The sequence below is a fragment of the Akkermansia muciniphila genome (assembly GCF_002884975.1).
Taxonomy (GTDB): domain Bacteria; phylum Verrucomicrobiota; class Verrucomicrobiia; order Verrucomicrobiales; family Akkermansiaceae; genus Akkermansia; species Akkermansia muciniphila_C.
Window position 1 is genome coordinate 281,313 of record NZ_PJKB01000003.1, and the last position, 23,058, is coordinate 304,370.

Here is a 23,058-nt window from a genome sequence, read left to right on the forward strand (position 1 = left end):
GGCCGCGCATCCCCGGTGACGCCATGGCGCCTATTGACAGAGAAGAGGATTACCCTTCCCCGTCCATATTTGGATCCGGACCTTTTTCAACGGGTGCACACGAAGGAAGGAAACACGGCGTACCCACCCCAATTACCACTGAAAACAGATTTTTTCCGTCCATGTACTGAACATTTTTGACGTTCCTTATGATGGCAGAGTCCCGGCACGGATGAAAGAGACTTTTGAAGAAGTCATATCACATTCATTATCAATGCGATTATTTTATTTGTCCGGGGAATGAATTCTCCTCATGCCTCATGGAATTATTGTTCATTATCAGGCTTAAAAACTCCGTCATGAATGACACATTTAGAGATTATGCGTAAGTTGTTCATTATGAGACATTTCATTTTCAGGTTCTATCACTTTCCCCCTTGTCATGTCCTTGAACGGCCCGGAATGGGAGCCATCTAATCTCTTGAGCGCCGTGATTGTCACGAACGCATAACCACCTAATCATTAAACTAATAAAAAAAGCATGAAATTAAGACTCCCACATATGCTGCTGGCAGCGGTGATCGCCTGCCTCGGTAGTTTATCCGTTGCTACCGCAGCCAACTACACAGCCAACAGCGCCGATACATTCGTTACGGCCTGGAACGAGGCTGCCGCTTCCAATGAAGCATCAACCATCATTATCACTCCGCCGGCAGGTTCCGACAACATTACGCTGACCCAGGAACAACGGGCCCAGCTGAATGCCATCTCCGGAACGGGCAATGTGACCGTCCAGATGACGGATGCCAGCGGCAAATTAGTCAATTTCAACTATGATCTGGTTAATGGTCAGGTCAGCTTCAACGACATCACGCTGAGCGAACCCCTGGGAAGCGACAATGACATCCTGGTGACAAACGCCACGAACACCACCACCATTGACGGCAGGAACATCGCCATTGAAGGCACGAATGACGCCGCCAATCCCAAGACGGTCGGCGCCACCGTCACTTCCACCAATGGGCAGGTAGGCATCGGCGACAACGTCACCATGGAAAAAGCCGTGACCGTCACCGGCCAGGCAGCCCACACGGTGGACCCCGCCACGCCCCCGGCAGGCCAGGCCTACACCAGGACGACGTACGACACCTACAATAATTCCAACGAACAGGCTGTGGTCCTGGGCAACAACGTCACCATGCAGGACACCGTGACGGCTACCGGCCAGATCACCAGCGATCCGGATGCCAAAGTTACGCTGAACGGAGACGTGACCTCCACGGCGGGAATCGGCACCGTGACTACGGAACAATTTGACGCGGGTAACAACCAGAACAGCAAAACCGTCATCGACTCCATGGATGACAGCATTTCCGGCGGCATCATCCTTGGTGAAACCACGGCCGGAGCCATCGACATCAAGGCCCAGGGCGGCCATATTTCCCTGGGAGACAACACCGTCCTGAACGGCACCACCGTTTCCGCGGAATCCATGGACCTGAACAAGACCGTCTACAGCAATGATGACGGCAACTGGAACACCGTCGTGGGCACGGAAAAGCTGGACACCATTGAAGGCAGCATCACGCTGGGCAATAATACCACCGTCAAGGGGAACACTACCCTGACGGCGGACGACAACATTGCCATCGGCAAAGACAGCGTGGTCACCGGCAATACCACTGCTGACGGCGTAATCAACGCGGGAGGCCAAATCTCCATCGGAGACGGCGCCCAGGTTGTAGGCAACACCACCACCAACGCCGGCAAGGCCGCCATCAACCTGGCGGACGGCCAGACCCTGTACATCGGTTCCGGCGTAATTCTTTCCGACAACACGTCCAACGGCGTCCTCGGTTCCGTGCATGCGGGCCAGAACACCCAGATCAACGTTTATACGGACGGGACCGCCTACACCTTCATCAATGACGGCATTGACACTGCGGCGCCCGCAGCCCCCACGGCTGATCCGGCCCCGCTGGCCGCTGACCAGACTGTCATGACGAAGACCGGCACGGGCACCCTCGTCTACGGCAGCGGCGAAGCCACCGATACGTTCGGAGGCACCTACCAGCAGCTTGAAGGGAACCTGATCATCGGCCACGCCACCTTCGGCACTGTGGACGCCGCTACCGGAAAGGTCGGCCCCCTCCAGTCCATCGGCGCCGCCGTGATGGGAACGGATGATACCGTTTATGACATCCGGACTGGGCAGGTGACTCTGGCGCAGAACTCCACCATGAAGGGGGCTTCCGCCACCTTCGGCGGTGATTCCACCCTGCTGCTGAGCGACGGCTCCGTGCTTGACTTCGGCACCCCCGCCACGTTCACGGATAATTCCCGCGTGGGCATCCAGGTATCCGACGCCACGGGCAACCCCGTGCCGATCGCCCAGCTGAAGAAGGGCTCCGAAAGCGTAAATGTTACGCTGAACGGCACGGATATTTCCGGACGCCTGCTTAACAACCTCTTCCTGACCACCACCATGGCTCCGGGAACGACGGAAGGCACCACCACCCTCACCCAGACCATGAGGGGCATTGACGGACCCATGTCCGGCTACAACGGCAACGTTTACACCGTAGCCGCGGCCCTGGAAAACAACCGCCTGAACGTGGCCGCCGGTTCTCCCGCCGCCCAGTTCTATGAAACCCTGCTGCGCGTGACGGACCCGAATGAAGCTGCCAACATGATTCAGTCCGTCAGCGGTGAAAACGTGATGAACTTCGCGTGGGCCGCCAGCCGTACGCTGAGGAGCTTCGCCGACCTGGGCCGCATCCAGTCCGCCGCGTCCATGGCGCGCCAGACGGAATCCACCATTGAAGTGGTGGACGCCAAGGGCTCCCCCATCGCCCGCAAGACGATTGCCCAGGGCAACGGCAACATCTGGGTAGGCGGCATGGGCAACTGGGATGACCAGGACGCCCGCGGAGGAATCTCCGGCTACAAGTACAATGCAGGCGGCTATGCCGTGGGCATTGACTACAAGGCCGCCCAGGGTTCCCTGCTCGGCATTGCCGTAGGCCAGAGCTTCGGCGACATCAAGGACAAGAGCGGATTCGGCTCCGACTATGATGTGGATTCCTTCATGGCCATGATTTACGGCCGCATGCATCCCTTCAGGGAAAGCAAGTTCACGCTGGACGGCTACGGCGCCTACGGACGTTCCAAGTTCAAGGGCAATTCCTACATCATGGGAACCGCCGCCAACGGCAATGAGAACGCGGACTCCTTCAGCGGCGGCCTGTACGCCACCTGGACGGAACATTTCGCCCTCGGCAAAGCCTTCGTGACGCCTTACACGGGTATCGAATTCATGACCACCGAGCTTAAGGGCTTCTCGGAATCCGGGCCTTACGGCCGTACGTTTGACCACGCCCGCGCCCAGAACTGGACCATTCCGTTGGGCGTGACCATCGCCCGCGCCTACCAGACGGACGGCGGCACCACCATCACCCCGGCCCTGACGGTGGCCGCGGCGCAGGATGTGAGCCGCATGAATCCCAAGTCCAACGTCACCGGACCCCTGGGAGCCTGGAACGTGCGCGGCGTGAATGTGGGCCGTACGGCCTTCCGCCTGAACGCAGGTATTGACGTGCTCTTCTCCAATAACTGGGGCGCACGCATCTGCTACCAGTTCGAGACCCGCAACAAGCTGACCTCCCAGGGCATCAACGGAGCCATCAGCTATACGTTCTAAGTAGGACGGCGCATCAGCGCATGCTTTTACTTGGTTATGGTAGGCCCTTTCCCGCCTGGTGCGGGAAAGGGTTTTCCGTGTGTTTCCACAGCGCATTCTGCCGCGCATTAAATCTTTTCTTTTAAAAACGGCATTCCCCGATAAATGGCTTCCGTCTTTACGGATTTCCAATCCGGTTCACAGTTTATCGGAAAACAAATATCTCACATATAATGAATTATGAATTAATTAAATACCCCCGGCTCCTTTTTCCTTTAAACTTGTAATAAAGATATGTTCTTCTGATGTGTTCCTCCTTCAAACATTTGCATTGACCCCGGATTGGAAATCCGTTATCCGTGTCCTTGTTAAAGTATCTGTTAAGCATGAAGCTATCTACATTCTGCATTTTATGCTGCCTGTCCGCGGGGATTTCCCAGGCCGCCACTTACGTCTGGAGCGGAGCGGCAGGAAACGGGATTTACGGAGATTCCAATAACTGGACCGTGAACGGCACGCCAAACGGCTATTATCCGCAGCACAGCACCAATGACAACGCCGTCATTGGGGAAGATGCCGGAACCGTTACATGGTCCACCGCCCAATCCTTTTTCGGCGCCACCAATACGGTCCAGATCGGTTCCGGAAGCACCCTGGTCTGCACCACCACGATAGGGGACCTTAACGTCAATTCCTTTAAGCTGGACGGCAATTCCCAACTGGTATTCGAATCTACCAACGCCTTTGGGCTGGGCCGCGACTTTACGCTGGACTTCGGCACCTTTTCTGCAGCGGAACACGGTTCCTGGGTTGCCACGGACCTCACCAACTTCTGGACCAACGGAAAGACCGTCACCTTCACCGGCACGCTGGACATGAACAGCCTTTCCGGAAGCGGCACCATTGAACTGGCTTCCATCAAATCCGGCCAGCAGGGAGGCAATCTCAACCTGGACCTGAGCGGACTGAACATCGCCAGCAACTCCCAGGTTCATGCGACTGTAACGCAGGTCACGGAAAACGGCGTTACCAAGGTGCTCGTGAACTATGAAACCGTTCCGGAACCCGCAACGGCTACGCTGAGTCTCCTGGGACTGGGCGCCCTGCTGTTAAGAAGAAAGAGACAGTAGCCTCTCTGCCGCAGAAACGATTTTACCCCCGGCTTGCTCCCAAAGGGAAAGCCGGGGTTTTCTTTTACCGTAGCGTCAATCCCTCATGTGCCAGAAGCTCCGCTCCGGGCCAGCCTGCGCGTGGCCCGGACGGAAAAACGGACTGGTTTCCGGTCAGAACTCACAGTTCCGCGGAGTGCGCGCAAAGGGCAGCACGTCCCGGATGTTAGTCACCCCGGTAATGAACATCAAAAGGCGTTCAAACCCGGCGCCGAATCCGGCATGCGGCACGGTGCCGTAACGGCGGAGGTCCGCATACCATTGGTACGCCTCCTCATTCATGCCCATGCGGTTCATGTTTTCCAGCAGAATATCCAGCCTCTCTTCACGCTGGCTCCCACCCACGATTTCGCCGATGCCGGGCACCAGCACATCCATGGCGGTAACGGTTTTTCCGTCCTCATTCAGGCGCATGTAGAAGGGTTTGATCTCCTTAGGGTAGTTGTACACAATGACCGGGCACTTGAAATGCTCTTCCGTCAGGAAGCGTTCGTGCTCGCTCTGAAGGTTGATGCCCCAGGAAACGGGATAATCAAACGCCTTTCCACTCTTGAGAAGGATGTCCACGGCCTCCGTATAGGAACAGCGCACAAATGGCGTTTCCTTCACGTGCTCCAGCCGCTCTTTCAGCCCCTTGTCCACAAACCTGGTCAGGAATTCGACTTCCTCCGCACTGTTTTCCAGGGCGTCGCTGACCAGGAAACGGATAAACGCCTCCGCCATGTCCATGTCCCCGTGCAGGTCGCAGAAGGCCATTTCAGGCTCCACCATCCAGAATTCCGCCGCATGGCGCGTGGTATTGGAATTTTCCGCCCGGAAGGTGGGGCCGAAGGTATAAATATTGCTCAGGGCGCACGCAAAGGCTTCCCCTTCCAGCTGGCCGCTCACGGTGAGGTATGCCGCCTTGCCGAAGAAATCACGGGCAGCGTCATGGGAGGCGGCGTCACCCACCTCCAGCGTCGTTACGCGGAACATTTCACCCGCACCCTCGCAGTCGCTGGCGGTAATGATGGGCGTGCTGACCCAGGAAAAGTCCCTGGCCTGGAAAAACCGGTGAATGGCAAACGCCAGCCTGCTGCGCATGCGGAACACGGCGCCGAACAGGTTGGTGCGGGGCCGCAGATGGGCAATGGAACGCAGGAATTCCGGCGTATGCCCCTTTTTTTGCAGGGGGTAGGAATCCGGGGCGGTCCCCACCAGCTCCAGGGAAGAGGCGCGCAGTTCCCAGCGCTGCCTGCCCTGCCCGGCGACGAGAGCTCCGCGGATGCTCACGGCGGACCCGGTTGTCATTTCCCCGATCCGTTCATAACCGGGAATGCCTTCATCCGCCACCACCTGAAGGGATGCTACGGAAGAACCGTCATTCACCTCCAGAAAGGAAAAAGCCTTGGAATCACGGCGCGTCCGCACCCAGCCCTGAATCAGTACGTCCGGCATTTCCGCCTCACTGGCCAGGGCACGCTTCACCAATGTTCTGCTGATCATGGCGCAAGTATAATACAGCGCCTTTCCCATTCCAGCAGAATTACCTTCCCGCGCGGAGAATAATCCGGCGTTTCCGCCAGCGGAAGAGGGGAAGGAAAAGCCGCTTTACTTGGAAGGCTGCATGACTTGCCGCCCCGTCGTAATGGCGATGGCGTCCGCCAGCGGCATTTCTTTCTCCGTGTGGTCCGCTCCCCAGGAATCCGAGAAGATCAGCGTTTTCTTTTCCTCATCAAAGCCGATGATGAGCCTCAGGTGGCCCCCGCGCGTCTGGGAAATGCGCATCGGTTCCGGAACTACGCCCAGCTGCACGGACCATAATACGGGAATGCCCGCCGAGATGTAGGGCTTGATGGAATTAAGCCATTTATCCATCTGGGAAGGAGATCCGGCCCGCGCCAGTTTCAGCACTTCTCCGTCCGCATTGTCCCAGAAGCCGGGCCAGTCATACTCATCCTCGAACTTTTCCTTTTTCAATTTGGACGCCGCGCGGTTGTAGGCTTTCAGCAGGTTCCTGAAATCCCGGGCATCGGTCAGGGAATCCAGGACCTTGATCCGGATCTGGAAGCGCGCCCCGATCTTTTTCAGGTTCTCCGCCATTTCCTTCGTGCTGGTGCCTCCTTCAGCGGAGGAATTGGCCAGGGAAGCCAGCTCATGCTGGTCCACGTAATCCATTCCGTAATAGGCAAAAATGCGGGCGGCCGTAGCCACCACGCAATAACCCTTCTGCCCCTGGTCCACCATGGGAATATCCTGGATCACCACGCGTTTTCCCTCCTTCCTGACATGCTGTTTCACGTCAGCCTTCTTGGCGCGGGAGGAAGTGTCTCCCCGCGCGATGGAAGCCTCCGTGGGACCAGCCTTCAACCGGATAAATTCCGCTTCAAATTCCCTGCCATCCTTGGACGTATTGATCTCCAGGGCAATCGCCCCCTTGTCCCAGCTCCAGGACCAGCCGTTCACCTTCACCACCGCTTCCCGCCGGGAGGCGCGGTATTCCCTGGGCTGCACTCCGGTGAGCTCTGTCAGGGCCTCCCGGATACGGTCCAGGCGCTTTTCAAACTCTTCCTTGTCAATGGCTCCGTTGTCCCCCTTGTTATACATCATGATGGTCATGGACTGGGGAACTCCCTCCTTCCAGTGCACCAGCATTTCCCCCAGGGACATTTTCCCCAGCTTGATCGCAGGCTTCGCAATCCGCAGCTGGGTCTTTCCCTTGTCCACCCAGCCTCCGGACTCTCCGTTAAAATATTTTCCGAACAAATCCGGCTGCGGCAGACTCCAGAACGCACCGGACTTCAAATCCGGAGCAATGTCTCCCGCGCCCCAGGCGGCGGGAAGAAGACAGCAGGCAGAAAAAAGGGACAGGACTGAAGAGATGAATCGCATCACGGAAAAGGAGTTGAGGGCCATCCCGCGGTGCGGGATTTATACTGACAATGTATTCTCCCATGACGGTTCTGCCAAGAAAAAAGGAATCACCCGGACCGGAGGAAAGCGCGGCCGTTTCCTTCCCTGCATCAGGGAAATTCCTGTCAAAAAAAACGGCCTGCCGCGGTGAATCCGCAACAGGCCGGCTTGAATGAATAACCAGTCCGGTTACATGAACGGGCGCAAGCGCTGCATGATGGCGTCCTTGGAAGAGGCGCCCACCATCGTGTCCATAATTTCCCCATCCTTGATAATCAGGAGCGTGGGAATGGTGCGCACGCCGTAGGTAGCGGCCAGGCCGTTATTGGCGTCCACATCCACTTTGCCCACCTTGATCTTGCCGGCCAGTTCCGTGGAGAGCTGGTCAATGATCGGGGCGATCATGCGGCAGGGACCGCACCATGTAGCCCAGAAGTCGACAAGCACAGGGATGTCGGACTTCAGAACTTCGTCCTCAAAATTTGCTTCGGAAAATACGTTTGCCATAGTACCGCTTAGAGTATTTCAACAATGATTATGTTCACTTATTCTTCTGCATCCGCACTGTCGGAAGACTCGTCAGCGGCTGTGTCGGAGGAGGCGTCATCGGAAGACTCGTCAGCAGCCGTATCCTCCGTGGCTTCTTCATCAGAGGAGGAAGGGGCCGCGGCGGCAGGCTTGGAGTCGCCGCCCAGCCAGCCCGTCATGCTGCGGGCTTCCAGGGTATCCGTGGAATACTGATAGCCAACAAAAATCAGCGCGAAAGCCAGGGCCACGAAGGAAAGGACATTCAGCAGCGTATTGGGGGCGGCTTGCGTATCCTCTTCAAATTTCTTGGCCGTAAAGGAAGTGGAAGAAACGGGAGCCGCCGCAGGAGCGGTATTCAGCCCGATGGTGGCCTGCGGAAGCTGGGCGGTAGCCATTCCTGCGCCGGGAGGCGTCAGGGGAACGGTAGGCGCAGCAGCCGCGGGAGCCGCACCGGCAGGAGGCGCGACGGGCGTGGTGGCGGACCCAAGAGCAACTGTCTTCAACCCGCCGCCAAGCTTGATGCCTCCGCCAAGTCCGGCGGGACGCAGGGGGATGGTGGGCGCCGCAGCTGCGGGCGGAGCGGCGGGAGCCGCAGGAGCGCCGGCTGCGGGAGGCGCCGCAGGTGCCGTGGGAACGGAGGGAGCTGCCGGCGGAGTCGGGATGCTGGGCGGGGGCGGAGTACCGCCCGGAATGGAGGGGGGAGGTGGATTACTCATATCGGAAAAATAGCTGTGCTGAACGATAGCTCTCGCTTATTTCCGTCCGTAAATCAAGAAAAAGAATGCGCAAAGCCTGAATTCCGTGCAATTTTTTTTAATTTGAACCGTATTCCATCCTAAACACGCTGTCCGGACTTGCCCTGAAAAGCGTTCTTTCCTACGCTGTGTATCCGGCATTATTTCATATGAAACCCATTACCAAATTAGCTTCCACCAACCTGCCTGACGGTTCCCTTCTTGAACTCTGGGAACGGGACGGCTTCCATTTTCTTCTCCGTGACGGCATGCAGATGGCGTCCAGTTTTTCCCATGGAAGCAATGAAACGGCCGCAGCCATGGCGGCAGCCCCGGTAAAAAGGGCCAACCAGCCCGCTTTTCTCCTGGACGGGCTTGGCCTGGGATTCACCCTATTTGCCCTGATGGACCAGGTCCAGAGGGAAAAGGCCAGCTTCATTGTGGGGGAACCTTGCAAACAGCTCGTTGAGTGGCATGAACAATTGCTGGACAAAGAACGCCCCGGCTTCCTGCACGATCCCCGCGTCAGCGTGGAGTTCACCCCCGCGCTCCAGGTGGCCCGCAAGAACCCGAAGAGCTTTCACGCCATCCTGTGCCGTTCCACGCATGAGCGCATGAACCTGACCGTAGCGGAGGCTTCCGACTATTTTGCCGCGCTCAAGCAGGGCGGCCTGCTGGTCATCACCATAGCCCGGCCGGACACCCGCCTGGCCCGCACCCTGCAAAAAGCGGGCTTTGAAGTCAGCACGGAAGCCGTGCCTGCCTCACATAAAGGAAAGAAAACCACCTTTCACACCGTTCTTCTTGGAAAGAAGGGCCGTTTCGTCCCCTTCTCCGCCCACCAGTCCTGATTTCACCATTCCATATGAAGCGCATATCCCTCACCACCGCCGGCCTTCTGGCCGCTCTCATCATGGGAGTCCCCGCCATGGCGGATTCCATCGCCCCGGGCATCCTGCTGCCCAAAAAGAACACCAAATCCATTTCCTTTTCCCCCAAGGGAACCTCCGACATCTTCCTTCTGGGCATCATGTCACAGGGCAGTTCCGTGAAAAAGGGAGAATCTGTGGCGCAGGCTGACTTCCGCATCCTGGACAGGAGCATTGAGGACTACGAACGCACCATTAAAAGCAAGAACCTGGAAGTGCTGAAACTCCGTTACGCCCTGGACCAGCAGAAGGAGCGCTCCGCCATGGCCCTGCAAAAATACCAGACCGCCCTGACGCGCACGGAAGAGGACCAGAAGGACTTTCTGGAAAAACGGAAGGCCCGCATGCTGGCGGAAGAGGAGGAACGCGTGAACCGGGCCCTGCGCCACATGTCCTACAAGCAGGAGGAGCTGAACCAGCTCACCAAGATGTACAAGGACGACCAGGTGGCGGAAGAAACGGAGGAAATCATCCTGAAGCGCCTGAAGAACGAACTGGGCGAAAGCGAATTTGCCGTGCAGGGGGCCAAGCTCGTTGCGGAGCTTGCCAAGCTGCGCAACATCCACCGCCTGGGGGAAGATTACGCCACTGCGGTCAGGGAAAAGCAGACAGACCTGGCGGAAGCTAAAAAACAGGCGGACTTTGACCTGGAACAGAAAAAGATAGCCCTGACGGAAGCGGAAGTTTCCCTGCGCCGCCTTCAGGACAAATACAATGAACTGAAAGCGGACCGGGAAATGGCCGCCTTCAAGGCGCCGGAAAGCGGCATCCTCCTTTACGGCGGCTACGTGGCGGACAAATGGGTGGCCATTCCGGTAGCGGAAAAGCTGAAGCCCGGCGGCAAGCTGGAAGCCTTTGATAAAATAGCCACCATCGTCCCCCCTGATTCGGAACTGATCGTTCAGGCTACCCTGCCGGATTCCACCGCCACGCCCAAGGTGGGGGAACCCGTCATCATCAAGGTGACGAACATGCAGATTCCGGGCGTAATCACGGAAGCCAGTCCTATTCCGGGCGCCGACGGCAAGCGGCGCATCATCATCACGCCCAAGGTTCCGGCCAGCCAGATATTCGCACCCGGCCTCCCCGTCCAGGTGACGCTCAAGGACCAGCAGGCGTAAGCCCCTACGGACCCCCATGAACAAGGCTATCCTCCTTCTCGCCGCCCTGGGCGCCTGTACGGCGCTCTGCGCTCCCGCGCAACCGGGAAATACGGAAAAGAAGGAGAAAAGGGATACCATCCCCATCGCCAGGGTGCCGGATGTTCCGCCACCCTCCCGGGAAAAGCTGGACGCCTCCATCCGCAAGGCGGCGGATTTCCTGCTGGACAACCAGAACAGGGACGGTTCCTGGGGAAGCCACACGCTTACCAAGGGGCTGAACGTCATCTGCCCCTATCCGGAAGGCCCCAGGTCATTCAGGACCGCCTCCACCTCCCTGTGCGTGATCGGCCTGCTCACCAGCCCGCTGAAAGAGGACCCGGCCGTGAAAACGGCTCTGGACAAGGCCATCCAGTACCTGCTCACCACGCTTCCCACCCTGAAACGCGGGGACACGCGCACCGTGCTGGGCGTCTGGGGGCATGCCTACGGGCTTTCCGCCCTGTGCAGGGCGGCCCGGGACCTTCCAGAAGATTCCCCCCGGTACGCGGAGCTGAAAAAAGTGGCGGCGCTGCAGATGGAAGCGCTGGACCAGATGGCAGACGTCCAGGGCGGCTGGGGCTACTACACGTTCCAGACCTTCTCCAAACGCCCCATCGGAGAACCTACTTCCTTCCTGACCGCCACGGTGCTGATCGCCTACAAGGATGCGGAACGGGCCTTCGGCCTCAAGCCTGATCCCCGCATCCTCAAACGGGCGGTGGCCGGGCTGGAAAAACTGCGCACTCCCGCCGGGAGCTACGTTTATTCCTTCTCCCACTCCTTCTACCCCGGCAGGCCCATCAACCGCCACACCGGCAGCCTGGCCCGTACCCCGGCGGGTGATCTGGCCCTGATTCAGTATGATCCGGACTTCGTTTCCAGGCTTCAGCTGGAAGACGGCCTGGAACGCATCTGGAGCCGCGGAGGCTGGCTTTCACTGGCCGTGAAAAAGCCCATCCCGCATGAAAGCTTTGCCCAGAATGCGGGCTACTTTTTCTACTACGGCTACTATTATGCCGCCCGCTGCCTTTCCGAAGTGCCTGCCGAACGCCTGAAGCGCCATGCCTCCCATCTGGCGGCCGACCTGCTGCCCATGCAGGAAAAGGACGGTTCCTGGTGGGACTACCCCCTGTACAACTACCACAAATTCTACGGCACCGGCTATGCCCTGTTTGCCGTTTCCCGCGTGCGGGATTCCCTGTATCCACCAAGCCCGGCGCCCGCCCCCTGACCCCATGTTCCGCCTGCTGCTGACCAGCCTGTTTTTGACAGCCACCCTGCACGCTGCCGCAGTGGAAGCGGAATCCCCCGCCCGCGGCAAGGCGGATACCGTCCCCATCGCCAAAATCCCGGACGTTCCCCCTGCGGAAGCCGTGCAGTTTGACCGGGCATTCCGCCGCGGCGCGGACTTCCTGCTGAAAAGCCAGAACAAGGACGGCTCCTGGGGTGATCACCGCGTGATCGGCACCTGGAACATCCTCTGTCCCTATCCGGACGGCCCCCTGACGTTTAAAACGGCCAGCACGGCCCTGTGCATCGTGGGGCTGAACGCCAGCCCCCTGCGGGACGAACCGGCCGTGCAGCAGGCCATGACCCGTGCGGAAGACTACCTGATCCGGACGATGCCCCATTTGAAACGTGGGGACGCTCTCTGCATTTACAACACCTGGGCGCACACCTACGTGCTGGACGCCATGAGCATGCGGGCAGCCGGCCTGGACCGGAACAGCCCGCGCTACCGGGAACTGATGGACTGCGCCCGGTTCCAGATGGAGAGGATCAATGAGCTGGCCTCCGCCAAAGGCGGCTGGGGCTACCTGACCTACACCGGCTACAGCCGGCGTCCTGCGGCGGAACCCACTTCCTTCCTGACGGGAACGGTGCTCATCTCCTCCTGGATGGCCGGCAGGACATTCCATCTTTCCCTGGACGGCAAGGTATTCCGCCGGGCGCTGAAATTCCTGAAGGCCCAGAGGACACCGGCGGGAACCTACGTCTATTCCCTGGGGCACGCCTTCTATCCCGGACGTCCCATCAACCGCCATACCGGCAGCCTGGCCCGCACCCCCGCCTGTGATTACGCCCTCAGGCTGTGGGAGCCGGAAGCCGTCTCCCTGCGCCAGCTCATTGACGGGCTGGACCGTCTGTGGAGCCGCCGCGGCTGGCTGGCCATGGCCCTTCACAAGCCGACGCCGCATGAAAGTTTTGCCCAGAACTCCGGCTACTTTTTTTATTATGGATATTATTATTCGGGAATGTGTCTGGACATGCTGCCCCCAAACAGGGTAAAACGGCATGCGTCTCTGCTGGCGAACGACATTCTCACCCGGCAAGGTGAAGACGGTTCCTGGTGGGACTATCCCCTGTACAATTACCACAAATTCTATGGTACCGGCTATGCCCTGTACGCCCTTTCCCGCGCATGGGACAAGCTCTACGGCACGCCCCCTGAACCACTAATCACGCCCAAATCCATTCAGCCATGACCAGGACCCTTAAATCACTTGCCGCCCTCTGCCTGTTCTGCGGCGCGGCCGCTATCTCCACCGGAGAGACCCCGGAAAAACATTCCTCCTTCAAGCCCGGAGAAATCTGGACGGACAACAACGGCGTGCACATCAACGCCCACGGCGGCGGCATCCTTTACGACAAGGGCACCTACTACTGGTACGGGGAGCACAAGGTGGAGGGAGACGCCGGGAACTACGCCCAGGTGGGCGTGCACTGCTACTCCTCCAAGGACTTGTACAACTGGAAGGATGAAGGAATTGCGTTGAAAGTGGTGGAAGGGGACAACTCCCACCCCATCGCCAAAGGGTGCATCCTGGAACGCCCCAAGGTAGTCTACAACAAAAAGACTAAAAAATACGTGATGTGGTTCCATCTGGAACTCAAGGGGAAAGGCTACGGAGCGGCCTACGCCGGAGTAGCGACGGCTGACAAACCCACGGGACCGTTCACCTTCCTGAAAGCCGGGCGCGTCAACCCGGGCAAATGGCCCGCGAACATGGACAAAAAGGATCAGACCATGAAAACATTCAAGGGAGTGCCCGGCCTGACCTCCAGCGCACTGCCGGAAGGAGTCCGTTCCGAGGACATGTTCAAGAAAGACTTTGAAAAGGGCCAGATGAGCCGTGACATGACCATCTTTGTGGACGACAACGGCAAGGCCTACCACATCTATTCCTCGGAAGAAAACAGCACCACGCACATCGCGGAGCTTACGCCGGACTATACCGGACACACCGGGAAATTCGTGCGTGTCTTCCCGGGGCGTTTCATGGAGGCTCCGGCCATTTTCAAGCACAACGGAAAATACTACTTCATCGCTTCCGGCTGCACGGGCTGGGCGCCCAACGCCGCCCGCAGCGCCGTAGCCAGGAACATCGCCGGACCGTGGACGGAACTCAAGAATCCCTGTGTGGGACCCAAGGCGGGGAGAACCTTCGGCGGCCAGAGCACCTACATCCTGCCCGTGCATGGCAAGCCCGGCAAATTCATCTTCATGGCGGATATCTGGAGGCCCCAGAACGCCATTGACGGCCGCTACCTGTGGCTGCCCATCCAGTTTGACGGAGACCAGATCAAGCTGGAATGGAAGGATGAATGGAAACTGGAAGACATGTAACCCCCCTTGCGACCATTGCTCATGAAACCGCTTCTGCTTACTTTTTTTGCCGGACTGGCCTATTGCCTTTTCCCCGTTGCCACGGCTGACGCCCCCGTCAGGCACACGTCTTTCAAGCCCGGAGAAATCTGGACGGACAACAACGGCGTGCACATTAACGCCCACGGCGGCGGCATCCTTTACGACAAGGGCACCTACTACTGGTACGGGGAGCACAAGGTGGAGGGAGACGCCGGAAACCGCGCCCAGGTGGGCGTGCACTGCTACTCCTCCAAGGACCTGTACAACTGGAAGGACGAAGGCATTGCGTTGAAAGTGGTGGAAGGGGACAACTCCCACCCCATCGCCAAAGGGTGCATCCTGGAACGTCCCAAGGTGGTCTACAACAAAAAGACTAAAAAATACGTGATGTGGTTCCATCTGGAACTCAGGGGCAAGGGTTACGGCTCCGCATATGCGGGCGTGGCAACGGCCACGAAGCCGACGGGCCCGTTCACCTTCCTGAAGGCCGGGCGCGTCAATCCGGGCAAATGGCCCATGAATCTGGACAAAAAGGACCGGACAACCGAGTTCACCAAGGAAATGCCCGACTACGTCCGCATCATCCGCAGGGATTACCCGGGAGGCCAGATGAGCCGTGACATGACCATCTTTGTGGACGACAACGGAAAGGCCTACCACATCTATTCTTCGGAAGGCAACATCACCCTGCACATCGCGGAACTGACGCCGGACTACACGGGACATACGGGAAAATATGTCCGGGCCTTCGTCAACCGCTACATGGAAGCCCCGGCTATCTGCAAACACAACGGGAAATACTACCTTATCGCCTCCGGGTGCTCCGGCTGGGCGCCCAACGCCGCCCGCAGCGCCGTAGCCAAAAACATCGCCGGGCCGTGGACGGAACTCAAGAACCCGTGCGTGGGGCCCAAAGCCGGCATCACCTTCGGCGGCCAGAGCACCTACATCCTGCCCGTGCAGGGCAAGCCCGGCAAATTCATCTTCATGGCGGACATCTGGCGGCCCAAAAACGCCATTGACGGGCGGCATATGTGGCTGCCCATGAAATGGGACGGGGACCAGATTATTCTGGAATGGAAGGATGAATGGACATTAAAAGACCTGTAAGCGCCTCCCTCCCGCCTGAAAAAGATACCCACAATAGTTCCGGCCCGCTTCCCGTTCAAGGGGAAAGCGGGCCGGACGCGGTTAAACGTATTCTAATTGATGAAAGCCGCGGTTAGCGGGCCTTCTTGGAAGCAATCAGATAATTCCTCATGCGCTGGTCGGCGGGGGTGGTGGGGCGCATGCTGGTGACCCAGTTGCCGTCCTTGTCCTTCCTCTTCACTTCCGTCCTGTCGCGGTACAGTTTGGCGGAAAAACCGTCGGAATCAAGAATCACCGGTCCGGGGCCCTTGGTCACAATGGGGGTCGGGGGAACTTCCGCCACTACGGTCATGGGAGTGGTCAGGGAATCATACCAGTATACCAGTTCCTGCTGCCCTGCGGGATTATCCGGATAAGGCGCATACGCTCCGTTATTGGTGGAAACCTTCACATACGCCGGTTCCGGGAACGTGGTCTGGTATGATGAAGGCGAACAGGCGCCCAGCAGTAAAAGGCTGGCGCCGCCGACAATGATCATGGATTGCAGTTTCATATAGGCATTGGAGTCCCTTCCGCCCGCAACCGTTCAGACCGTGAGTGACCGCAGTGTCTTTTCCGGAGTCCGGCCACAGAGAACAACAATCTGACCTTCAAGCAAAAGTGCATCCACATTCAAAACCCTTCCTCCTTTCTGTCTTGCATCGGCGCCACGGCAGAAAGCCGCTTCCAAAACTTAAAAAACTGAGAAACCGGAAAAGCAAGTACCGGAAAGAAATGCCTGTTCATTACATTTCTCCGGAAGATGCCGACAAGTACAAGGAATTCCTGAAAGGGACCGCTCCGGAAACGGGAGGGAGCCGGTAAAAACCGGGAAAGAACCTTGCCGGGGACCGGGTGAAATGGTTGAATGCCATCATTCCATGATTACGGATTTCCGGCTGAAAGTGTTTGAGACCGTTGCGCGGCGGCTTAACTTCACCCGCGCGGCGGAGGAGCTGTTCATTACCCAGCCGGCTGTGACCCGCCATATCAAGGAACTGGAACGGCTGCTTGACGTGCGCCTGTTCAAGAGAGAGGGCCGCGGCATCGCCCTGACGACGGAAGGCGCCCGCCTGCTGGCTCACTCCCGCCGCATTTTAAAAGAATATGAAACGCTGGAGGAGGACATGTCTTCCGGCCGGGATGCCCCCATTTCCGGAGAATTGAGCCTGGGGGCCAGCTCCACCATGTCCCAGTACGTGCTGCCCCCGCTGCTGGCCCTGTTCAACCGCCATTATCCGGAGATAAGGATACGGCTGAAAAGCGGCAATACGGAAGAGATGGAGCAGGCCGTACAGCATGACGCCGTGCAGCTGGGCATCGTGGAAGGCACAGCAACGCGGACGGACCTGCATTACCTGCCCTTCATGGAGGATGAAATCATTCTGGCCGGAGGCGCCCACACCGCCGTGCCGCGGGAAGGTCTTTCCCTTCCGCAGCTTTCCGGCATTCCCCTCATCATGAGGGAGCCGGGGTCCGGAACACGCCGGGTGGTGGAGGAAGCCCTGAAGGCGCACGGAATAACCACTTACGGGCTTCATATCCTGATGACTCTGGGGAATACGGAAAGCATCAAGCTGTATCTGGCGCATTCACCCGCCTGTTCCTTTCTTTCCTCCCTCGCGGTCCGGGAAGAGCTCAAGCGCGGGGACCTGAAAAAAATCCACGTCCGCCAATTGGAAATCCGCCGCTCCTTCCATTTTGCCACCGGGCATGGGGACCACAGCAGAATTAATGAGTTATTCATTAAATTCTGCCGGAATTATTATAACAAAATCTAATCGCCTATAACAATTTCTGATTAGATTTTATCATGATAGTGGAGTATACCTCCTTCGCATCTGCTTCAGAACGCCTTCATCCGGGTGTTTCCCACGGCAGTGATGATCATTCTAAAGCCCATGTCTCCCAAACACCTCGCCAATCCGCTCCACGGCATTCTGCTTATCGTCCTGTTTTCCTTCTCCGCCTTTTACATTGCGGATTTTGAATGGGTGAAACACCTTTCCTTCAGCCCGCTGATCGTCGGCATCGTGCTGGGCATGCTTTACGCCAACAGCCTGCGCAACCATCTTCCGGAACCCTGGGTCCCCGGCATCCAGTTCTGCACCAAGCAGGTTCTGAGAACCGGCATTGTGCTTTACGGGTTCAAGCTGACGTTCCAGAGCGTGATTGACATCGGCGGCGCGGCGCTGCTCATTGACGCGGTTGTCGTTACCCTTACCATCCTCCTTGGAGTGGGTCTGGGGCGGCTGCTGAAAATGGACCGGGATACGGCCCTGCTGACTTCCATCGGCAGTTCCATTTGCGGCGCCGCAGCCGTACTGGGCGCGGAGCCTGTGGTAAAAAGCAAGCCGTACAAGGCGGCGGTAGCCGTTTCCACCGTCGTCATCTTCGGGACTATTTCCATGTTCCTGTATCCGGCCCTCTTCCGTGCCGGGATGCTGGAGCTGACTACGGAACAGATGGGTCTTTTTACCGGAGCCACGCTGCATGAGGTGGCCCATGTGGTAGGCGCGGGCAATGCCATGGGGCAGTCCATTTCCGATTCCGCCATCATCGTCAAGATGATCCGGGTCATGATGCTGGCTCCCGTGCTGGTCATTCTGAGCATCATCCTGGCACGCCGGGATTCCGCCAACGGAACAAACGAGGGAAAACGGAAAATCACCATTCCCTGGTTCGCCTTCCTGTTCCTGGTCGTCATCGGTTTCAATTCCCTGGATCTGCTCCCCTCCGGGCTGGTGGACGCCATCAACACCCTGGACACCTTTCTGCTGACCATGGCCATGACGGCTCTGGGCGCCGAATCCAGTTTTGAGAAATTTAAAAAAGCTGGGGCGCGGCCCTTCCTGCTGGCGGCCTTGCTTTACGCCTGGCTCTTCTTCGGGGGATACTGGCTGGTAAAGGGCGTTACGGCCTGGATGGCCTGAGGAAAATTCCGGAAAGACCATCATTCCGCATTCCCTGCCATGAAGAGCCGGGTTTCCGAGGAATTTTGAATAGCCAAACCGTTTGAAAACGCTATAGTACACGCACCCTGTTTAAAAAACCATGGCAACCAAATTATTCATTCCCGGACCCACTGAAGTAGCACCTGAAGTACTGGCCGCCATGAGCGGCCCGATGATGGGCCACCGCTCCAAGGCCGCTTCCGCCCTGCAGCGCCGCATTTCCGATAATCTGCGCCGCATTCTGCTGACAGACCAGGAAATCCTGCTTTCCACTTCTTCCGGTACGGGCCTGATGGAAGGCGCCGTGCGTTCCTGCACCGCCAAGCGCGCCGCCATTTTTTCCGTGGGAGCCTTTGGTGACAAATGGTACAAGATTGCCACCGGCAATGGCGTTCCCGCAGATATTTTCAAGAGTGAGCTCGGCCAGCCCACCACTCCTGAAATGGTGGACGCCGCCCTGGCTACCGGCAAGTATGATACGATCTGCATCACGCACAATGAAACGTCCACCGGCATTCAGAACCCTGTGGAAGGAATCGCGGAAGTGCTCAGGAAATACCCGGACGTGGTATGGTGCATGGATGCCGTAAGCTCCGCTGCCGGTTCCCGGATTGAAACGGACAAGCTGGGCGTGGACGTGCTGGTGACTTCCACCCAGAAGGCCCTGGCCCTTCCTCCCGGCATGGCTGTCTGCACGCTGTCCCCGAAGGCTTATGAACGCACCGCTTCCGTTCCCAACCGCGGCTGCTATTTTGACCTGCGTTCCATTTACGACACCATCCAGAAGAAGGATTACCAGTACACGAACACCCCCTGCGTTTCCATCATGTACGCCATGGACCTCCAACTTCAGCGCATCATGCAGGAAGGCGTGGAAAACCGCTTTGCGCGCCATGAAGCCATGGCGGAATTCGTGCGCTCCTGGGCGGACGAGTATTTCAGCGTCTTTGCGAACCGCGACCACCTCTCCCGCACCCTGACGGTGATCAGCAATACCCGGGACATTGACATTGCCGCCCTGAACAACGTGCTGATCGAACGCGGCATGCAGCTTGGCAACGGTTACGGAGACCTGAAGAACAAGACCTTCCGCATCGCCCACATGGGTGAACTGACGATGGATGACATGCGCTCCATCACGTCCAATATCGTGGACATCCTGAAGCTCAAATAATCCCTCTTCTCTCCCCTTCCCGGGCCTGCCGGGAAAGGGGGGAGCCTGCCTCTCCGGAGGCATGAAAGGAACGGCTTTCCATGCACAAGATGCTCCAAGCAACTCTGCATACCTTGTCCGCCATGGCCCCGGCCTGCGTTCCGCCGCCTGTTTCCCGCATACGGACGTTGCGTTACAGGTTCCGTTACTCCTGATCCTATCCCTTTTCTTATATTTTCATGTCCACGCTCCATCCTTTTCCGGCCCTGCGCCCCCCGCGCGAACTGGCCGCGCAGGTTTCCTCCCTGCCCTACGACGTCATGAACCACCGGGAAGCCAAAGAAATGGCCGCCGGGAATGACGCCTCCTTCCTTCACATCTGCCGCTCCGACATTGACATGAGCGAAGCCGCCATTCATGACCCGGAAACCTATGCCAAAGCCAGGGAAAACCTGGAGGCGTTCGTGAACAAGGGGTACCTGGTGCGGGATGGCGCGCCGTCCTTCTACATTTACCGCCAGATCATGTGGGGACGCGTGCAAACGGGCATCGTCGGCTGCGCCTCCGTGGACGAATACGCCAACGGCACCATCAAAAAACATGAACTGACCCGCCGGGAGAAGGAGGTGGACCGCATTGAACACTTTGACGCCTGTTCCGCCCAGACGGAGCCGGTCTTCCTGGCCTACCGGAAGCACGAGGGCCTTTCCGGCATCATCCGGGAATGGATTAAATTCCATAAGCCGGAATATGATTTCACCACGGATGACGGCGTCACCCATATCCTGTGGCCCGTTTCCGATCCCGGTACGGTGGAGGCCATCCGGAAAGGCTTTGAAGAAGTGGACGCCCTGTACATTGCGGACGGCCACCACCGCACGGCTTCCAGCGCCGCCGTCTCCGCCAGACGCCGCCGGGAACACCCGGACTACACGGGAGAGGAGGAATTCAATTACCTGATGGCCGTAGTTTTTTGTGATGAAGACCTTTTCATCATGGATTACAACCGTGTGGTGCGCGATCTGAACGGCCTGAGCCGGGAGGAATTCATGGAAAAACTCCAAACCGCCTTTGACGCGGTTCCCGTGGAAACCGTCCCCGGAGAGGGCTACGCTCCCCGCGCCAAGCACGAATTCGGCATGTACCTGGATGGCCGCTGGTATTCCATCACCGCCAGGCCGGGCACCTTCGCTGCTGGCCACCCCATTGAAAGCCTGGACTGCGCCATTCTCCAGGCCAACCTGCTGGCTCCCATCCTGGGGATTGAAGACCCCCGTACGAGCGACCGCATTGACTTTGTGGGCGGCATCCGCGGCCTGGGAGAGCTGGAACGCCGCTGCGCCAGTGAAATGACGCTGGCTTTTTCCCTGTACCCCGTCACCATGGACGACTTGTTCCGCGTGGCGGACGCCGGGGAAATCATGCCGCCCAAGTCCACCTGGTTTGAACCCAAGCTGCGCAGCGGGCTGTTCGTCCACACCATTGAACAATAATCTTTCCACCACACACCAACATGAACAAGGTTCTTATTCCTACCAAACTCTCTGACGTAGCGGCCAATACGCTTAAAACGACCGGTTATGAAGTCATCCAGGACGCAGACACGCCCCTGGAAGAACAGGCCGCCGCCCATCCGGACACCGTGGCCCTGATCGTGCGCAGTGAAAAAGTCACTCCGGAAATCATGGACGCCCTGCCGTCCCTGAAGCTGGTCATCCGTGCCGGAGCCGGCTACGACAATATCGACATCGTTTACGCCCGCAAGAAAAACGTGGATGTCATGAACACCCCAGGCGCCAATTCCAACGCCGTGGCGGAAGAAGTCATGGCGATGATCCTGGCGTATTACCGCCACATCGTCCAGGCGGACACCACCACCCGCGCCGGCCTGTGGGAAAAGAAGAAGTACATGGGGAGCGAGCTGACCAAGAAGACCGTGGGCATCATCGGGCTGGGAAACATCGGCCGCAACCTGGTCAAACGCCTCCAGGGCTTTGAACCCACCCTGCTGGGCTATGACCACTTCCTGGCCCGCCAGCGCGCCCTGAACATCGGCGTCACGCCCACCAGCATTGAAGACATTTTCTCCCAGTGCGACATCATTACCCTGCACGTTCCGGGCGGGCCCTCCACCCACAACATGGTGAATGCCGAGCTTCTTGAAAGCATGAAAGACGGCGCCGTGCTCATCAACTGTTCCCGTTACGGCGTGGTGGATGAAGAAGCCGTTGCCGCCGTCAAGGCCTCCGGCAAGAACATCGGCTACCTGACGGACGTACATCCCAAGGACGCCGCAGGGGAGAAGCCCTCCGCCGCCGTGGCGGACCTGATCCTGCCCCATCTGGGCGCCAACACCCAGGAAGCCAATACCAAGGCCGCCAAACGCGCCGCGGAACAGATGGTGGCCTACTTTTCCGATGGGGACACCTCCTGCGTGGTGAACGGGGAATCCCCCAACGGCCTCAATCCTGCCCATCTCCAGCTTGCCTTCCTTCTGGCCGCCCTGGCACGCAATGCCGGAGGCAACAAACCGATACGCCGCGTGGAATGCACCTTCTACGGCAACCTGCGCGTATTCCGCAAATGGTTCACGGCCCCCATCCTGGAAGGGCTGCTGCCGCACGCGGAAAAGGGCCTGATGCCCGCCGCGGCGGAAGAATCCCTGCGGGAGCACGGCATCGTCTTCAAAGCCCGCGAACCGAAGGATGACAAGCCGTATGAAGACTCCATCACCCTGGACATCGCCATGGAGGAAGACGGGGAATACGTCTCCACCAGCGTGCGCGGCGTAGTGACGGAAGGCATTCCCATGGTTTCCCGCCTGAACAACTTCAACGGGCTGTATGCGGACCTGCGCGGCACCACGCTGTTCCTGCACTACAAGGACCGTCCGGGCATCATCGCCACCATCGGCTCCGCCCTGTATTCCAACGGCATCAACATTGACAACATTGCCGCTCCGGCTGACCACGCGACCCAGGAAGCCCTGGCCGTGCTGAAGACCAATAAGCCCGTTTCCGACGAATTGCTGAACAAGATTGCGGGAGAGATAGGAGCCATTTCCGCCTTCGCCCTGAATCTTTAACCTGAAAAGGCGCCCCTCCGGAAAATTCCGGAATACC

Annotated in this window: 18 protein-coding genes; 13 read left to right on the top strand and 5 right to left on the bottom strand. The window is 58.4% G+C overall.

Going from position 1 to position 23,058, the window contains the following annotated elements:
• The first annotated feature begins 520 nt into the window (after positions 1–520).
• Both CXU21_RS11085 and CXU21_RS11090 read left to right on the top strand, forming a co-directional pair.
• Entirely contained in the window at positions 521–3,679 is a 3,159-nt protein-coding gene (locus CXU21_RS11085; RefSeq protein WP_102726068.1) for an autotransporter domain-containing protein, read from the top strand.
• 365 nt (positions 3,680–4,044) lie between these two features.
• Positions 4,045–4,788 (top strand): PEP-CTERM sorting domain-containing protein, encoded by a 744-nt coding sequence (locus CXU21_RS11090; RefSeq protein ID WP_102726069.1) that lies wholly within the window; start codon positions 4,045–4,047, stop codon positions 4,786–4,788.
• Positions 4,789–4,941: 153 nt separating this feature from the next.
• On the opposite strand, the gene asnS is transcribed toward CXU21_RS11090, so the two are convergent.
• The 4 genes from asnS to CXU21_RS12235 form a co-directional block, all read right to left on the bottom strand.
• A complete protein-coding gene (gene asnS / locus CXU21_RS11095) occupies positions 4,942–6,309 on the bottom strand; it encodes an asparagine--tRNA ligase (protein ID WP_180972810.1) in 1,368 nt (455 codons plus the stop codon).
• A 108-nt stretch (positions 6,310–6,417) separates the two neighbouring features.
• On the bottom strand, positions 6,418–7,698 hold the full coding sequence (locus CXU21_RS11100) for a C39 family peptidase (protein WP_180972787.1): 1,281 nt from the start codon (positions 7,696–7,698) through the stop codon (positions 6,418–6,420).
• 210 nt (positions 7,699–7,908) lie between these two features.
• Positions 7,909–8,226, bottom strand: coding sequence for a thioredoxin (trxA, locus tag CXU21_RS11105; protein WP_012419743.1), 318 nt, complete (start codon positions 8,224–8,226; stop codon positions 7,909–7,911).
• A 38-nt stretch (positions 8,227–8,264) separates the two neighbouring features.
• Positions 8,265–8,963, bottom strand: a complete 699-nt coding sequence (locus CXU21_RS12235) for a hypothetical protein (RefSeq protein WP_146016611.1) — start codon at positions 8,961–8,963, stop codon at positions 8,265–8,267.
• A 188-nt stretch (positions 8,964–9,151) separates the two neighbouring features.
• On the opposite strand from CXU21_RS12235, the gene CXU21_RS11115 reads away from it, so the two are divergent.
• From CXU21_RS11115 to CXU21_RS11140, 6 genes are read left to right on the top strand one after another with little or no spacing between them, the layout of a single operon-like run.
• A complete protein-coding gene (locus CXU21_RS11115; RefSeq protein WP_146017065.1) occupies positions 9,152–9,832 on the top strand; it encodes a hypothetical protein in 681 nt (226 codons plus the stop codon).
• Positions 9,833–9,846: 14 nt separating this feature from the next.
• A complete protein-coding gene (locus tag CXU21_RS11120) occupies positions 9,847–11,031 on the top strand; it encodes an HlyD family efflux transporter periplasmic adaptor subunit (protein WP_102726072.1) in 1,185 nt (394 codons plus the stop codon).
• A gap of 16 nt (positions 11,032–11,047) precedes the next feature.
• On the top strand, positions 11,048–12,283 hold the full coding sequence (locus tag CXU21_RS11125; RefSeq protein ID WP_102712751.1) for a prenyltransferase/squalene oxidase repeat-containing protein: 1,236 nt from the start codon (positions 11,048–11,050) through the stop codon (positions 12,281–12,283).
• A 4-nt stretch (positions 12,284–12,287) separates the two neighbouring features.
• Complete coding sequence (locus CXU21_RS11130; protein WP_146017066.1) at positions 12,288–13,538, top strand: prenyltransferase/squalene oxidase repeat-containing protein; 1,251 nt, start codon at positions 12,288–12,290, stop codon at positions 13,536–13,538.
• Positions 13,535–14,680 (top strand): glycoside hydrolase family 43 protein, encoded by a 1,146-nt coding sequence (locus tag CXU21_RS11135; RefSeq protein ID WP_102726073.1) that lies wholly within the window; start codon positions 13,535–13,537, stop codon positions 14,678–14,680. The genes CXU21_RS11130 and CXU21_RS11135 overlap by 4 nt, the downstream gene beginning before the upstream one ends.
• Before the next feature lie 21 nt (positions 14,681–14,701).
• Positions 14,702–15,811, top strand: a complete 1,110-nt coding sequence (locus tag CXU21_RS11140; RefSeq protein WP_102712755.1) for a glycoside hydrolase family 43 protein — start codon at positions 14,702–14,704, stop codon at positions 15,809–15,811.
• A gap of 112 nt (positions 15,812–15,923) precedes the next feature.
• Here the strand turns inward: CXU21_RS11140 and CXU21_RS11145 are convergent, their stop codons facing one another.
• Complete coding sequence (locus CXU21_RS11145) at positions 15,924–16,343, bottom strand: hypothetical protein (protein WP_102712757.1); 420 nt, start codon at positions 16,341–16,343, stop codon at positions 15,924–15,926.
• 367 nt (positions 16,344–16,710) lie between these two features.
• Here CXU21_RS11145 and CXU21_RS11150 point away from each other — a divergent pair, with 367 nt between their 5' ends.
• The 5 genes from CXU21_RS11150 (at position 16,711) to CXU21_RS11170 (ending at position 23,021) form a co-directional block, all read left to right on the top strand.
• Positions 16,711–17,610, top strand: a complete 900-nt coding sequence (locus tag CXU21_RS11150) for a LysR substrate-binding domain-containing protein (RefSeq protein WP_102726187.1) — start codon at positions 16,711–16,713, stop codon at positions 17,608–17,610.
• Positions 17,611–17,730: 120 nt separating this feature from the next.
• Complete coding sequence (locus tag CXU21_RS11155) at positions 17,731–18,762, top strand: YeiH family protein (RefSeq protein WP_102713007.1); 1,032 nt, start codon at positions 17,731–17,733, stop codon at positions 18,760–18,762.
• 121 nt (positions 18,763–18,883) lie between these two features.
• The gene (locus tag CXU21_RS11160; RefSeq protein ID WP_102726074.1) at positions 18,884–19,957 is read left to right on the top strand and encodes a pyridoxal-phosphate-dependent aminotransferase family protein; all 1,074 of its coding nucleotides are present in this window, start codon (positions 18,884–18,886) and stop codon (positions 19,955–19,957) included.
• 218 nt (positions 19,958–20,175) lie between these two features.
• On the top strand, positions 20,176–21,429 hold the full coding sequence (locus CXU21_RS11165) for a DUF1015 domain-containing protein (RefSeq protein ID WP_102726075.1): 1,254 nt from the start codon (positions 20,176–20,178) through the stop codon (positions 21,427–21,429).
• A gap of 20 nt (positions 21,430–21,449) precedes the next feature.
• On the top strand, positions 21,450–23,021 hold the full coding sequence (locus CXU21_RS11170) for a 3-phosphoglycerate dehydrogenase family protein (RefSeq protein ID WP_102726076.1): 1,572 nt from the start codon (positions 21,450–21,452) through the stop codon (positions 23,019–23,021).
• The last annotated feature ends 37 nt before the right edge of the window (positions 23,022–23,058 follow it).

Bases quoted from the DNA above. Each gene is read 5' to 3' on its own strand.
- CXU21_RS11085 (WP_102726068.1), top strand. From the start codon at position 521: ATGAAATTAAGACTCCCACATATGCTGCTGGCAGCGGTGATCGCCTGC.
- CXU21_RS11090 (WP_102726069.1), top strand. From the start codon at position 4,045: ATGAAGCTATCTACATTCTGCATTTTATGCTGCCTGTCCGCGGGGATT.
- CXU21_RS11100 (WP_180972787.1), bottom strand. From the start codon at position 7,698: ATGCGATTCATCTCTTCAGTCCTGTCCCTTTTTTCTGCCTGCTGTCTT.
- trxA (WP_012419743.1), bottom strand. From the start codon at position 8,226: ATGGCAAACGTATTTTCCGAAGCAAATTTTGAGGACGAAGTTCTGAAG.
- CXU21_RS12235 (WP_146016611.1), bottom strand. From the start codon at position 8,963: ATGAGTAATCCACCTCCCCCCTCCATTCCGGGCGGTACTCCGCCCCCG.
- CXU21_RS11115 (WP_146017065.1), top strand. From the start codon at position 9,152: ATGAAACCCATTACCAAATTAGCTTCCACCAACCTGCCTGACGGTTCC.
- CXU21_RS11120 (WP_102726072.1), top strand. From the start codon at position 9,847: ATGAAGCGCATATCCCTCACCACCGCCGGCCTTCTGGCCGCTCTCATC.
- CXU21_RS11125 (WP_102712751.1), top strand. From the start codon at position 11,048: ATGAACAAGGCTATCCTCCTTCTCGCCGCCCTGGGCGCCTGTACGGCG.
- CXU21_RS11130 (WP_146017066.1), top strand. From the start codon at position 12,288: ATGTTCCGCCTGCTGCTGACCAGCCTGTTTTTGACAGCCACCCTGCAC.
- CXU21_RS11135 (WP_102726073.1), top strand. From the start codon at position 13,535: ATGACCAGGACCCTTAAATCACTTGCCGCCCTCTGCCTGTTCTGCGGC.
- CXU21_RS11140 (WP_102712755.1), top strand. From the start codon at position 14,702: ATGAAACCGCTTCTGCTTACTTTTTTTGCCGGACTGGCCTATTGCCTT.
- CXU21_RS11145 (WP_102712757.1), bottom strand. From the start codon at position 16,343: ATGAAACTGCAATCCATGATCATTGTCGGCGGCGCCAGCCTTTTACTG.
- CXU21_RS11150 (WP_102726187.1), top strand. From the start codon at position 16,711: ATGATTACGGATTTCCGGCTGAAAGTGTTTGAGACCGTTGCGCGGCGG.
- CXU21_RS11155 (WP_102713007.1), top strand. From the start codon at position 17,731: ATGTCTCCCAAACACCTCGCCAATCCGCTCCACGGCATTCTGCTTATC.
- CXU21_RS11160 (WP_102726074.1), top strand. From the start codon at position 18,884: ATGGCAACCAAATTATTCATTCCCGGACCCACTGAAGTAGCACCTGAA.
- CXU21_RS11165 (WP_102726075.1), top strand. From the start codon at position 20,176: ATGTCCACGCTCCATCCTTTTCCGGCCCTGCGCCCCCCGCGCGAACTG.
- CXU21_RS11170 (WP_102726076.1), top strand. From the start codon at position 21,450: ATGAACAAGGTTCTTATTCCTACCAAACTCTCTGACGTAGCGGCCAAT.